Annotated in this window: 11 protein-coding genes and 1 pseudogene; all 12 read right to left on the bottom strand. The window is 61.8% G+C overall.

Annotated elements, in window-relative coordinates; all coding sequences use genetic code 11:
• Positions 1 to 14: 14 nt before the first annotated feature.
• Positions 15 to 1,424, bottom strand: a complete 1,410-nt coding sequence (locus tag LKK40_RS01010; protein WP_304308456.1) for an MFS transporter — start codon at positions 1,422 to 1,424, stop codon at positions 15 to 17.
• Positions 1,425 to 1,660: 236 nt separating this feature from the next.
• Positions 1,661 to 2,353 (bottom strand): annotated as a pseudogene (locus tag LKK40_RS01015) (NUDIX hydrolase); the annotation flags it as partial.
• An 89-nt stretch (positions 2,354 to 2,442) separates the two neighbouring features.
• Complete coding sequence (gene scpB, locus LKK40_RS01020) at positions 2,443 to 3,300, bottom strand: SMC-Scp complex subunit ScpB (RefSeq protein WP_304308458.1); 858 nt, start codon at positions 3,298 to 3,300, stop codon at positions 2,443 to 2,445.
• Complete coding sequence (locus tag LKK40_RS01025) at positions 3,297 to 4,241, bottom strand: segregation and condensation protein A (protein WP_304308460.1); 945 nt, start codon at positions 4,239 to 4,241, stop codon at positions 3,297 to 3,299. The genes scpB and LKK40_RS01025 overlap by 4 nt, the downstream gene beginning before the upstream one ends.
• Positions 4,242 to 4,247: 6 nt before the next feature.
• Complete coding sequence (locus tag LKK40_RS01030) at positions 4,248 to 5,150, bottom strand: ParA family protein (protein ID WP_304308927.1); 903 nt, start codon at positions 5,148 to 5,150, stop codon at positions 4,248 to 4,250.
• Between the two features lie 526 nt (positions 5,151 to 5,676).
• Positions 5,677 to 6,243, bottom strand: a complete 567-nt coding sequence (locus tag LKK40_RS01035; protein WP_304308462.1) for a hypothetical protein — start codon at positions 6,241 to 6,243, stop codon at positions 5,677 to 5,679.
• On the bottom strand, positions 6,240 to 8,663 hold the full coding sequence (locus LKK40_RS01040) for a hypothetical protein (RefSeq protein WP_304308464.1): 2,424 nt from the start codon (positions 8,661 to 8,663) through the stop codon (positions 6,240 to 6,242). The genes LKK40_RS01035 and LKK40_RS01040 overlap by 4 nt, the downstream gene beginning before the upstream one ends.
• A gap of 164 nt (positions 8,664 to 8,827) precedes the next feature.
• Positions 8,828 to 9,754, bottom strand: a complete 927-nt coding sequence (gene xerD, locus LKK40_RS01045) for a site-specific tyrosine recombinase XerD (RefSeq protein ID WP_304308466.1) — start codon at positions 9,752 to 9,754, stop codon at positions 8,828 to 8,830.
• A gap of 214 nt (positions 9,755 to 9,968) precedes the next feature.
• Positions 9,969 to 10,352 (bottom strand): 50S ribosomal protein L20, encoded by a 384-nt coding sequence (gene rplT / locus LKK40_RS01050; protein WP_152580941.1) that lies wholly within the window; start codon positions 10,350 to 10,352, stop codon positions 9,969 to 9,971.
• Positions 10,353 to 10,398: 46 nt separating this feature from the next.
• Positions 10,399 to 10,593 (bottom strand): 50S ribosomal protein L35, encoded by a 195-nt coding sequence (gene rpmI / locus LKK40_RS01055; RefSeq protein ID WP_024463368.1) that lies wholly within the window; start codon positions 10,591 to 10,593, stop codon positions 10,399 to 10,401.
• A gap of 118 nt (positions 10,594 to 10,711) precedes the next feature.
• Positions 10,712 to 11,410 carry a translation initiation factor IF-3 gene (infC, locus tag LKK40_RS01060; RefSeq protein WP_304308929.1) on the bottom strand — a complete coding sequence of 233 codons (699 nt, stop codon included), beginning with the start codon at positions 11,408 to 11,410 and terminating at the stop codon, positions 10,712 to 10,714.
• Between the two features lie 368 nt (positions 11,411 to 11,778).
• Positions 11,779 to 13,662 carry an asparagine synthase (glutamine-hydrolyzing) gene (gene asnB, locus LKK40_RS01065; RefSeq protein WP_304308469.1) on the bottom strand — a complete coding sequence of 628 codons (1,884 nt, stop codon included), beginning with the start codon at positions 13,660 to 13,662 and terminating at the stop codon, positions 11,779 to 11,781.
• Positions 13,663 to 13,826: the final 164 nt, after the last annotated feature.

The raw sequence follows: 13,826 nt of genomic DNA on the forward strand, positions 1-13,826 counted from the left end.
CCGGCACGCTGCCGCTAGTTCTCCAACTCCTTCCCCGCGCGCTCAGGCAAGGCGAGCGCCGAAAGGCAGGCGAAGAGGAACACTGCGCCGAACACGATGAACGCGACCGTCTTGCCGCCGCCGGCGATGGTCAGCAGCCACGGCACCAGCAACGGCGCGACGATGGCCGCGATGCGCCCTACCGCTGCTGCGGCACCAGAGCCGGCGGCTCGCAGACGCGTGGGATATATCTCCGGCGTGACCGCATACAGCACGCCCCATGCGCCAAGGTTCGCGGCGGACAGCAACATGCCGAAGACGAGTACAAGGGCCGGAGTGCCGGCTTGGGCGAAGAGGAAGGCGGCCACAGCGGACACCGCGAGGAAGATGCTCAGCGTCTTGCGTCTGCCCCAGACCTCGACGAGCCATGCGGCGAGGAAATACCCGGGAAGCTGGGCCAGGGATATTGCCAGCGTGTAGCCGAATGATTTGGTCAGGGAGCCGAATTGGTCGGCGAGCAGCGAGGGCATCCAGGTGAAGGCGCCGTAGTACGAGAAATTGACGAAGAACCAGGTGAGCCATATCGCAATCGTGCGCCCGCGATAGCGCTTCCCGAACAGGGTGCGCGTGGGTATCTTGGGCAGCGGCATGCCGGTGGGCGAGGCCACAGGCGCCACGGAACTGGCGGCTTCGAAGTAGCGCACTGCCCGCTCGGCCTCCGCGTCGCGGCCGTGAGCCTCAAGGAAGCGCACCGATTCGGGGATATGCATGCGGGCGACGATGGCGTACAGCAGCGGCAGCGCGCCGATGAGCAGCGCCCAGCGCCAGCCCCAGTCGCCGGTGCTCGGAATCACGAAGAAGCCGATGGCGGCGGCGATGATCCAGCCCACGGCCCAGAAGGATTCGAGCAGCACGGTCATGCGCCCGCGGTGCTTGGTCGGCGCGAACTCGCTGACAAGAGTTGAAGCGACCGGCAGTTCAGAGCCCAGCCCCAGGCCGATGACGAAGCGGGCGACTAGCAGAGCCGCCAGGCTCCATGCGAAGGCCATAGCCCCGTTGGCTAGGCCGAAGATGACAAGCGTGGCGGTGAACACGGTTTTGCGCCCGACCCGGTCGGCGATGAAGCCGCCGAGGGCCGCGCCGATCGCCATGCCGACGAAGCCGATGGACAGCACCCAGGAGCGTTCGGTATTATTCAGCGCGAAATGGGGGTCGGCGGCGATTGCGGCGACGACGAAGGAGACGAGGCCGACGTCCATCGCGTCGAAGGCCCAGCCGATGCCGGAGGCGACCAGCAGCTTGCGGTGCGCCGCGTTGAAGGGCAGCCGGTCCAGTCGTTCGTTGCGCGTCAACGGTCGTTCCGGGGCACGCGCGGCACTAACAGACTGCTTGGAATCAGGGGGTTTCGCAGCCTCGGGAGCTGGTAGAACGGATTGGGACGTCATAACGACTCCTTGTCGTTGAAGTTGGATTGGCGTATATCGTCGCGTGGCACGTTCGATGGCGCATCCCTTGGGCGCAGCTCGGGCGACAGCACCGAAAGCACCTCTTCGAGGTCGGACTCCGGTGCGCCGTTTCCTCCATGCCACATGACGTCGAATGCCGTGGGACGCTGCCACACTTCTCGGCTCTCTCGGCTTGATTCGCCGTTGTCGCCTTCGTTGGCACCTGCGTCGGTACCCAAGCTATACATATCGTCGCCACCTGCCTGAGTGCCCGCGTATCGATACAAGGTCGCGGGACGCTGACGCCCGTACCGCACCTTGTCACCTGTGGCTTCGAGCTGCCCCGAAGCGAGCATGCGTCTGCGGAAATTGGCGAGGTCTATCGAGTTGCCCGACACCGCCTCGTAGACGTCATGCAGCTGGGCCAAGGTGAAGGTCGGACCGACCAGTTTGGCGACGATGTCGGGGTAGTCGATTTTCGAGCGCAGCCGTTCCAATGCATAGGCGATGATGCGGTCGTGGTCGAAGGCGAGCTCGGGCAGGTCGTTTTCCGCGAACCATGCGACATTGTTTGCCTCGTGAAAGTTCTGGGTCTCGACCGTGCCCACCAAGGCCCAGTAGACGACGGAAATCATCGGCAGCCCTTCATGCGAGCGCTGCGCATCGCCGAAGGTGTAAAGCTGTTCGAGGTAGCTGGGGCGCAAATCGGTAGTGGAAATGAGCGCCTCATACGCCGATTCCTCCAATGAGCGATTCGCCTGCACGCCCCCACCTGGCAGCGCCCAATCGCCGAGGAAGGGCTGGCGCACCCGACGGACCAGCGGCAGCCAAAACTCAGGTCTGGCTCCTCCTCCCAGCGCCAGAATGACTGTGGACACGCCAATCAGCGGCTGCTGCCGGCGTCGCTCGGTCACATTGCCTGAACCCATATCCCGCCGCCTTTCACGCCCGATTCATTATTTATAGTCATCATGACTATAAATCAAATCACCGTGTGACACGCGAGAGGTGGCGTCGCTCAGATGATGTCGCCGTTCCCTTCCGAACCGTTCAGCTTCATTGCGTTCTCTGTCATTCCACCGTTTTCCACTTCCGCGTTTTCCATTTCACTGTGTTCCATTTCACTATGTTCCACTTCCGTGTTTTCCATTTCACTGATGGGCGGCATGAACGGGGCCAACGAGGGCAGCTGGTCGAGCGAATCCAAGCCCATATGCTCCAGGAACAGCCCCGAGGTCACCAGCAGCGCGGCACGGGATTCCGGGTCGATTCCCTCCTCGCGTATCAGCCCGCGCACGACAAGCGAGCGAATCACGCCATCCGAGTTCACGCCGCGAATGGCCGCGACCTGGGCGCGGGTCACCGGCTGACGGTACGCGATAATCGCCAGCGCCTCAAGGGCCGCCTGCGACAGGCGTGCGGCCTGCCCATCAGTCACGAATGCGGCGACTACCGGCTCATAATCCGCCCGATTGGCGAATTGCCAGCCGCGCGCGGTGCGCCGCAGCTCGAAGCCGCGCAGTATGCCAGCCGAACCGTTGGCGCCAATGGAGCTGCCGGAGTCGTCGCCCTGACCCGCAATACCGTGCTCCGATATATTTCCCCGCCCGTCGTAATCCTCCTGCAACGCCGTCAACGCCTCGTCAACCTGAGCCTCATCGATGGCAAGTACCCTCGCCAGATCGGCAGACTGCTGCGGCTGATCGGCAACCATGAGAATCGCCTCAAGACACCCGCGCAAACCGCCCGGGAAATCCTCGACATCGAAATCGACGTATTCCGGACGGGCTGGCGGCGTTTCGCGCCCTTGTGCCGTAGCTGCGGACGAGTTCGGCTCAGACTGCGGCCCCTGTGGTGTTTGCATTTCATCGCTCATGCGAAATCCCCCTCGCTTATCGTCAGTTCGGCGTGCTCGTCGGCATCCGCCGCCCAGCGGATATGCAAGGTTTCGAACGGCCCTGACTGCTTGAATTGCACTGCGCCCTGTTTGAAGAAGGCAAGCAGGGCAAGGAATCGTGCGACGATCTCAATGCGCGATGCCGCATCGGCACTGAGCGCGGCAAAGGTCATGCTTCCCTCGCTCCCCAACGCCCGCAGCCGGTCGCGCACCAAAGCCGATTGGGCCTGCAAATCCACCATCGGCACATGCAGCTGATGCAGCGAGACCTGATCGACGGGCGCGTTGGCAAGCGCATGGGCAGCAAGCGCCGCCAATTCATCGACCCCCAGCGTCCAGACCAGTTCGGGCAGCATGGCCGCAACCGCATCATCCACAACCGCCGGATGAGGGAATCGCCCGGAATTCGCGGCGAAGCGCGCGCGGAAATCCCCTGCGGCGCGTTTGAAGGCACGGTATTGCACGAGTCGCGCGAAGAGCAGATCACGTTCGCGCAGCGCCTCGATGCTCTGCTCGTCACGCTCGCCCTGCTCGTCGCCCGGCAGCAGCGCGGCGCTTTTCGCCTCAACCAGAATCGAAGCCACGTCAAGGAAGGCGCTGGCCTCGTCCATATGCTGGGCGAACTGGCTTGATGGGATTGGCTGCTCCGATGCCGCTTCCTGATTCGGCGACACTGTTTGGCCCAACGACACCGACTGCCCCGACGCCACCGACTGATCCGGTGACACAGTCTGCCCCGCCGCCAAACCAAGCCGCCGCACATACGCCAGAAACTCCTCGGTGATGGCCGAAAGCGACACTTCGGTCACCTCAAGCCGTCTGTTCGCAATCATGCCCAGCAGCACGTCGAACGGCCCGGCATAGCCTTCGACGTCTACTTGGAAGCCGGAAACCGGCATCTCCTCGGCAGCAAGCGTCATCACACGCTATGCGACGATGCCGCGTGCGATGAGCTCGCGCGCGACCTCGCGGTACTCCTTCGCCGTCTTGTGCCCAGGCGCATACACCGTGATCGGCGCGGCGGCGACATTCGCATCGGGAAGCTTGATGGAACGCGAAATCACCGAATGGAAGACCTTCTCCTGGAAGGCCTCGTAGATACGCTGCAGCACCTCTTCGCAATGCAGGGTGCGCGTGTACATCGTGACCAGCACGCCGTAGACTTCGAGGCTGGGATTGATGCGGGAGCGCACCTTGTCGATCGATTGCATGAGCAGCGCCACGCCGCGCAGCGCGAAGAACTCGGCGGCCACGGGGATGATCACGCCGTCAGCGGCCGTCAGCGCGTTCACCGTCAGCAGGCCAAGCGAAGGCTGGCAGTCGATGATAATGACATCGTATTCGTTGCGCACCTGGCGCAGCACGCTGGCCAAGATCTGCTCGCGCCCGACTTCGGTGACCAGCTGCACTTCGGCGGCCGACAGATCGATGTTGGCCGGCATGATGTCAAGATTCTCGAATTCGGTATGCTGCACGATCTCGTGCACATCAATCGAGGCGTCAAACAGCGCCGTGTATACCGTGTTCTCAACGGTGTTCGCGTTGATGCCCAGACCTACGGTGGCCGCCCCTTGCGGATCGAAGTCGACGATGAGCACGCGCCTGCCGTACTGGCTCAGCGCCCCGCCGATGTTGATGGAGCTGGTGGTCTTGCCTACGCCGCCCTTCTGGTTGCACATGGCGATAATCCGTGCCGGACCATGCTGGTGCAGGGATTTTGGCGCGGGAAAGGTCTCATATTCGCGACCAAGCAGATCAGTAGGCATATTCTTCACCATATCAAGAGGCCTGTTCACCGCCCCATGCGCCGAATCAGCCGCACCGGGCATATCGTCTGCATCGTCAACGGCCGGAATACGCAAGGTGCCCGAGATCGGCAGCTGCGCCTGCACGGCATGCGCACGGCGAGCATTCGACTGCGAAGCATCCGAATCGCGCGGCTCCTTGGCTGCCTTGGCGACCTCAGCGGCCCACCGGCTCTCGTACGGCATCATCCCTCCGTTCCATGCTTTTCAACGACATGCGTTTCTCAGCGACATGCCTTTCACCGACATGATTCTCGCCAATCTTGGCATGCTCACCATCGCAGACGATTATCGCTCACAAAGGAACATCATAACGCGCACATCGTAACGCACGCGGCGCATTCAGCCGTATATTCAGCCGCGCGTAGTACGTGCAGTGCGCGAGACCCAGCGCAGCGCTACAAAATGAGTTCGCCCCATCCCGCATGCTTTGCATCGGACTTGCCAAAACAGAGAACCGCAGCCGAGAGAGGGCCAAGCTCGAAAGCCCGGCCGCCTCACGGCTGCGGTTCAGTATCCTTATAGGAAGATAACGCCTGAGAGGACGAAATCAGTCGTCTTCGAGCACGTAGTCCCATCCGGCGGCCGAAGGACCGCCATCCGGGTGGAAGCGCAGCAGCCCTTCGCCGCCCGGCAGCGACGTGCGCAGCTTTATCGTGAGCTGCTGCCCGGCTGCGAGCTTCTTGGGCAGGCCCGGAGTCGGTATGAGCGCGTGCGTGGCTCCGGCGTTGTCGAGTATGTCGAAGACGCTCGCGGAGAGCGGCACATCGGCGCCGCCCGGGGCCGCGGTGTTCGTGAGCGTGGCGGTGAATACGCTCGGTATATCGGACGCCTCTTCCTTCGTATCGCTTGGATACTCAGGGCCGGCGATATCGATCTTCAGCTGCGCCTTGCCTACCGATACGAGCACTGGACTGCCAGGGTACGACAGCGCAGGCTTGTCGGCACTGCCGTGCGCAATCGATGCTGAGCGAGCCGAAGGCAGGTAGCTCGGCATGTCGCCGATTGAGTTCGCAATGGATGCCGATGACTGGGCACCGCCGCACGCACCCAGTGCGATCGTCATGGCGACCATCGCGCTGAGCAGTCCGGCTGTTTTCACTATTCTGCGCATCATGACTCGTGAGCCTCGTGACGACGGCGAACCAGCAGGACCGTGACGCCGCCGACGATCAGGGCGAGCGCTGCCACGAGAAGCGCGATGCCAGTGGTCATATCGACGCCTGTGGAAGCGAGCGGGCCGCTGGCCTGAGGCTTCGCGGCGGCATTCGCCTCAGGGTGCTTGCTGGCCGGATTCGAAGGCGAGGTGCCCTGCGGCGCGGTCTGCGCCGGAGTTCCCGCTGGCGTGGTCTTCGTCGGGGTCGGAGTCGGATTCGCAGTCTGGTCAACCGCTGCATTCGTGAACACATCAGCGCCGAAGGGAGTGAGTCCGTCCTGCGCCGCGAAACCGAGGTGGCCGAGGCCATCGAGGCCGCCGCTGACGCTGCCTGCGGTCAGCTGCTTCGTATCATTGCCCTTCACAACCTGGAAGATGTCTTCCATCGTGCGCAGCCATGAGTAGTGGTTGTAGTACGTGCTGGAAACGGTTCCGGGCTTGATGAGCGGGGAGATGAGCACGGAGCCGGAGTCGCCGCCGCCAGGGGTCGCATCCTGCGCGTCGAAGGTCGAGAGCGGCGATTCGCCGGGGTTCAGGTGGCCGGGAACGCCGGTCGCAGAGAGCGTGACGTCGGCGACCGCAGCGGTCGTCTTCAGTGCGTTGCCCTGCTGATCGACGAGCTTGAAGGATGCGTTCGTCACGGGATCCGAAGACTTGGCGACGAGGTTCGGACCTTCGTTCGCCACGGAGCCGACGAAGGCACCGGCTGGGATTCCCGCGCCAGTGACCGCACGGCCGATGTCGGAGACGCTTACCGCGCCCTGCAGCGTGTCAGTGCCAGCCGCAGCGGTGACGGCGAGATCCTTGGCGCCCGAGAAGGAGGAACTCGTGTTCTTCGCGCCCGAGACGCAGTTGCTCTTGTCGGCGTTCACGAGTGTCGTGTCCTGCTCGCATGACGGCGGCCGGGTGATGTAGCCGTTATCGCCGGGGCCAGGGTAGAGCTGATTGCCGTTCTCGTCCGCAGCAAGCGGCGTGTTCGGGCCGGTCGGCTCCCAGTCGACGCCTTTCCCGTTGATGCTCTGTCCGGCGAGATCTGCCTTGATGTAGTTCTGGGCCATCGGGCCGGGTGCCGGGAAGGTGTTCGCGGAGTACTGCTTATAGCCTTCGGCAAAGTCCTTGATCGTCGGGGTCTTGTAGCTGTACCGCTCGTTGCCCGCCGCGTCCTGCGCAACCTTGGTCTGGTCGGTCGCGTTGTTGAACGACATGCTGTAGAAGGGCGGATTCGCCTCGTCGAAGGTGACGTCGATCAGGCCGCCGTCCTTGAAGGCCGCCGAACGCTCGATGAGCGGGATGTAGTACTTGAGCCACAGATCCGCCGCGTACAGTCCGCCGGTGTGGTTCGTGGGCGGCGTCGTCAGCGGCAGCGCGTAATTCGGGTTGCCATTCGCATCGAACACGCCCGAGAGGTTGTTGCCCACGCAGGTGGGGTCGTGCGCATCGGAGCAGTTGTTCGGCGTGATCCAGTTGAACGCCGGCACCTGGTCGGCGGGCTTCTTGAGGTCGGAGATCAGGCCCAGGCTGGGATCGTCGAGATTGGCGATGTGGTTCGCGTCGGTCATCGTGCCGCCTGCGGGGGCGGTCAGCGCGTCCTTGCCAGTGTTGTCGTCGCCGATGATTGAGTGGAACCACGGGAATGGGAAGTGCTTGGCAACATACTGGTCGTTCGACTGCGCCCCGGTGAACGAGGTGATGCCGTTCGCCTTGTCGCTGGCCGAAGTGCTCATCACCCTGGGATTGGTGGTGGGGTTGTTGGCTGCGGTGCCGGGGCCGCCGCCAAGAGCATCCTCGCGCCCGGGCTGGTTATGCAGGTCCTGTGCGTAGCCCTTCCAGCTGACGCCTGCCGCGTCGAACTGGTTGAACAGCGTGGGGATGTCCTTCGGGAAGGTGCAGCCGTTCTCGCCGTTCGCGGCGTTCGCACCGGCTGGGGAGAGCAGCTGTCCGAAGTTGTCGTCCCGCCCGAAGTTCGCGCCGGTGTGGCTTGCGACGATATTCTTATTTGTGCCGAAATCGAAGTTCTTGTAGCTGCAGTCCGACTGCAGATCGTTGGAAGTGGCCTGCCCGGATGCCAGGGAGATGTAGTTGTCCTGGCTGTAGTGGCCGGTGCCGAAGTAGTTCGTGAGCAGCGCTCCCTGAGCGGGGAGGTCCTTCCAGAGGTAGCTGTTCTGGTTCAGGCCGGTGAAGGTCGCGTCATATGATTTGTTTTCGAGAACGATCGTCCATACGTGCTTGACTTGGCCGGGCTTCAGTCCCGTCTGCGTGATGGTGTCGGTGGTCTGGGTGCCGCTTGCGAAGGCCGCAGGAACCATGGCGAAGCTGCCGATGGTTATCAAGGAGACGGCGGCCGCAGTGGCCGCCCTACTGATATATTTGAGAGATTTCACATATCTCAAGATAGATTCTCACAGTGTCTTCTCAGCAGACGAAAAGTGAATTATAGGGGATATCATAATGAATTCCAAGAGACGTTATGTATTTCAAGAGACACTGCGAATTTTGAGAGACGCCGCATATTCCAGGAGACACCGCACGCAGCTGGCTTTGCCCGTCATCGCGCCCGCGGATGGGAGGTCAGGTAGGTTTCGATGAGGTTCTCGGGGCTGACATGCGTGTATATCTGCGTGGTGGTGACCGAGGCGTGGCCGAGCAGCTCCTGCACGGTGCGCACGTCGGCACCACCTTGGATCAGATGCGTCGCGAAGGAATGGCGCAGGGTGTGCGGGTGCAGCGGTCGGTCGATATGGGCCCGCTCCCCCGCGAGCCGGATGATCTCCCACACGCTCTGGCGCGACAGCCGCCTGCCGCGCTTGTTGAGGAATATTGCCCGCCGCTCCGGGGTGCCCTTGGCCTTGCGTTCCAACGCCGGGCGCCCGACGTTGAGATACGCGGTCAACGCCTGCTGCGCATATCTTCCGACCGGCACCAGCCGCTGCTTCGAGCCTTTGCCTGTCAGCCGCGCGACATGCTCATCCATATCGATGTCGTTCAGGTCCGCGCCGACCGCCTCTGAGACGCGAGAGCCGGTCGCGTACATGAATTCGAGCAGCGCATGATCGCGCAGCACGACCGGATCGTCGCTGCCATGCATCGCCGCCGCCTCCAGCAGCCGCCCTACTTCGTCGATGCTGAGCACATCGGGCAGATCGCTTGAGGCTTTCGGCGCTTTCACTGCGGCGGCGACATCATCGGCGACCGCATGCTGCGCGAGCGCGAACTTGTGGAACTCATGGATGCTGGCGAGTCGACGCGCCTTGCTTCGTGCACTCTCCCCCGCCGCATCGAGGAAGGCGACGTAATCCTCTACATCCTGCTTGGCGACCGCATTCGGTGCGTCGATTTCACGGTCGTGCAGCCAGTCGACATACCGGCGGATATCGGATTCGTATGCCTTCACCGTCGCCCGCGAAAGCCCGCGCTCCACATCGATATGCGCGAGAAACTGCTCAAGCAGCGCATCGAATCCGTTCCGTTCCATACCAACCTATCCTAGGCAAAAGCGCAGCACATATGCGAAACCCCATGCCATGCACGCCATATATCGCAATATCTCACGACATATGCCATGCACACCATGGGGTTCACTAGGCTGCACAGTGTCAGTTACACGGTGCCAATTGATACAGTAGTCAATTACACGGTGCCAATTTACACAGTGTCCGAAACTGAACACTGCCAGCCGAAATCAGCAATCAGGCAGCGACCGGGGCGTTGACGTCCTCGGGCAGTGCGGCCTTGGCCTGCTCCACGATCGCCTTGAAGGTGTCGGGGTCGGAGACGGCCAGCTCGGCCAGAGCGCGACGGTCGAGATCGATGTCCGCCAGCTTGAGGCCCTGGATGAAGCGGTTGTAGGTGATGCCTTCGGCGCGGACGGCAGCGTTGATGCGCTGGATCCACAGCTTGCGGAAGTCGCCCTTGCGCGCCTTGCGGTCGCGGAAGTTGTAGTTGAATGAGTGCAGGAGCTGTTCCTTGGCCCTGCGGTAGGAGCGAGAGCGCTGGCCGCGATAGCCGGAAGCCCTTTCGAGAACGACGCGACGCTTCTTATGAGCGTTCACTGCGCGCTTGACACGTGCCATAGTAGTATCTTCTTTCTTTGTCTAGCGTCTATACACTCGTCGCGGTTCAGCGGCCGAGCAGCTTCTTCATGTTCTTGCTCTGCGCGGGCGCGAGCACCTGGTCGGCCTTCAGTGCGCGGCGCTTGCGCGCGGACTTGTGCTCGAGGTTGTGTCGCATGGCGCTGCCGGCCTGCATGAGCTTGCCCGAGCCGGTGACGCGGACGCGCTTCTTGGCTGCGGAATTGGTTTTCATCTTCGGCATTGCTGCCCTCCTTGTGGTTACTGCACAAATATTTCGCCATCGCATACTATCCGATGACTCGGTGATCAGCCGGGGAATCAACTCCGGCGTGACAGTTTTCGGTATTCAGCCTTCCGGCTCAGGCTTTCTTCGCGTCCTGCTCGGAAGCCTGGTCTGCCGGCGTCTCGCTCGAAGCCTCTTCGGCTTCGCCCGCGCTGTTCTTGGCGGCCAGGCGTGCGGCCTGACGGGCCTGACGCTCGGCGCGCGATTCGGCGCCGCGACGGCGCTGCTCGGACTGCGTGTGCACCTTCTTGGCCTTGGGCGTCAGCGTCATGATGATGTTGCGCCCTTCCTGCTTGGGGTAGGACTCGACGCTGCCGTATTCGGCGACCTCATCGGCCAAGCGCTCCAGCAGCTCGACGCCGCCGATCGGGCGGGACTGCTCGCGGCCGCGCAGCATAATCGTGACCTTGACCTTGTCGCCGCCATTCAGGAACCGTGTCACATGGCCCTTCTTGACCTCGAAGTCATGCTCGTCGATCTTGAGTCGGAAGCGAATCTCCTTGATTTCCGCCGTGTTCTGATTACGGCGGGCCTCGCGGGCCTTGATCTTCTCGGTATACTTGAATTTGCCGTAGTCGATGAGCTTGGCGACCGGAGGTTTCGCGTTCGGTGCCACCTCGACGAGGTCAAGGTTTGCTTCCTTGGCCAGATTCAATGCGACCGTGGTCGCGATGACGCCGACCTGCTCGCCGTTCGGCCCAATCAGGCGCACCTGAGGGACGCGAATCTCGTCGTTGATACGTGGTTCGTCGCTGATAATGACTCCAATCCTTATGTTCCTTCTCATGGGACCCAGGCGGAGGCATGCAACTGCTCGAATTCATGACATGAAACAGGCTCATTTCAGCTTGAGAACACGCCCATATGCGCATTCGCCATGCTGTTGCCTGCGCATCGTTCAGCGCGGAATCATATCCGCATGCCGATTGCGCGACTCATGCCGTGAACCCGAAGCCATAACAAGCTTCCAGGTGGGGTCTCCCCACTTTCTTGATTACTCAAGCCAATCAACTAGTGTACCATGCCCGCGGACAAACCCGACGGGTACGGCGCTGGACCAGCTTTCACTCTGGTTCCTGCCCTAGCTTTCGGGCGACGGCGTTACCGTTCGGTCAACAGCGTTACCGTTGGGTCAACAGTCGCTTACTCCTCGGCCAGCGGCTCGGGCTTGCTGCCGTCGTGCACGAAGTACACGTCGTACCAGGTCAGGAAGGTGTACACCGTCCAGATCTTGCGGCGGTCGTTCGTCTTGCCTTCGTAGTTGTCGTCGAGCATTTTCAGCAGCGCGTCCTGATCGAAGAAATCGCGCGCGTAGTCGCGCTGGAACACCGCGCGGACCTGCTTGTAGTACTTCTCCTCGCTCAGCCAGATCTTGACCGGCGTGGGGAAGCCGAGCTTGGTGCGGTCGGACGAGGCCTTGGGCAGATGCCGCGCCGCAGCCTGACGGAAGGCGTACTTAGCGAGCGCGTTGCGAATCAGATACTTGGTGGGCACCTTTTCGGCGACCTTCATCAATTCCTGATCCAGCAGCGGCACGCGCAGCTCCAGAGAGTGCGCCATCGTGAGCTTGTCGGCCTTGAGCAGGATGTCGCCGGGCATCCACTGGTGGATATCGAGGTACTGCTTCTTCTTGATCTCGGAGAGCCCCTGACCTTCGATGCGCGCATACGTCTTGTCGACGATGTCATGGACGCCGGGCGCCTGGCGGTAATGCGGCGTGAGCAGCTGCTGCGCCTCGCTCTCATCGAATATCTTGGCCTGGCCGATGAAGAATTCCTCGGATGGCGCGAGATTCGCATACAGATGCGTCGCGCCGTGGAAATGCTTGTCCTTCGCCCAGTGCGCAATGGCGTGCCGCGCCCCGGCCGGCAGATGAGTGAGCATATTGGTGACGCCCGTGATGACCTTCGACTTGGTGTGCAGGCCGTAGTCGTCGTAACCGGCGAACAGCTCGTCGGCTCCCTCGCCGCTCAGCACCACTTTGAGGTCGCGCGCGGCCAATTGGGACAGGAAGAACAACGGCACGCAGGAGGGGTTCGAATCCGGCTCGTCCAAGTGCCACTGAATCTGCGGGAAATAGGAGAAGGCCTCCTCCTCGTCGATGATCTCGGCGGTGTTGGAGAGCTTGAGCTTGTCGGCCAGCTCCTTGGCCTGCGTCGATTCGTTGTAGCCCGCTCCGAAGCCAACCGAATACGTGTGCTCGGGGCGCGCGACGGCGGCCACATAGCTGGAATCGACGCCGCTAGACAGGAAGGAGCCGACCTCCACATCCGCGATCTCATGCACCTTCACGGAGTCAATCACCGATTGGTCGATGTTATCGACCAGCGCATCGAGCTTCTGATTGCCTTCGCCGAATGCCGCATCCCAGTATTCGTGCGTATCCATCTTGCCGTCGCGATAGGTGAAATAATGCCCCTCCTTGAGCTTGAACACGCCCTTGAAGAAGGTCTCATCGGTGGCGGGGTACTGGAAGGTGAGGAAGGGCTTGAGCGCCTTGTCGTTGAGCTCCTTGACGAAATCAGGATGCTGCAGCAGGCTCTTGATCTCAGAGGCGTACATGAAGGTGCCGTTCATCACGGTGTAGTACAGCGGCTTGATGCCGAAATGGTCACGCGCGCCGAAGAGCTCGTTCGTCTTGGAATCCCAGATCACGAAGGCGAACATGCCGCGCAGCTTGGTCAGCACGCCGGCGCCCCACTGCTCGTAGCCGTGCAGGATGACTTCGGTGTCAGCCTTCGTGGAGAAGGTGTGACCCAGCTTGATAAGCTCCTCGCGCAACGGCTGGAAGTTGTAGATCTCGCCATTGAAGGTGATGGCCATCGTGCGATCCTCGTTGTAGATCGGCTGGTCGCCGCCCTTGAGGTCGATGATGCTCAGCCGCCTGAACCCGAGCGCCGCATGCTCGTCGATGCAGTGCCCCTCGCTATCGGGCCCACGGTGGGCGATGATATCGGTCATCTTCTTGAGGATACGTTCCTTGGCATCAATGGGAGCGTCGTTCACAAACCCGGCTATTCCGCACATAACAATTCTTTCTCCTCGAAACGCATGGGATATTCGCAGCATATCGTATTCACATTCGCAGCCTTCAGCCTAGCAGCGCCATTGGTCGCGTCACGTTAATGGCAGTATTCCTGCCCTTTCTTTCACACGAAACGCCAACTCTCCACATTGCTTCTCCGCACTGT

Source organism: Bifidobacterium tibiigranuli, from assembly GCF_022655035.1.
Classification (GTDB): Bacteria; Actinomycetota; Actinomycetes; order Actinomycetales; family Bifidobacteriaceae; genus Bifidobacterium; species Bifidobacterium tibiigranuli_A.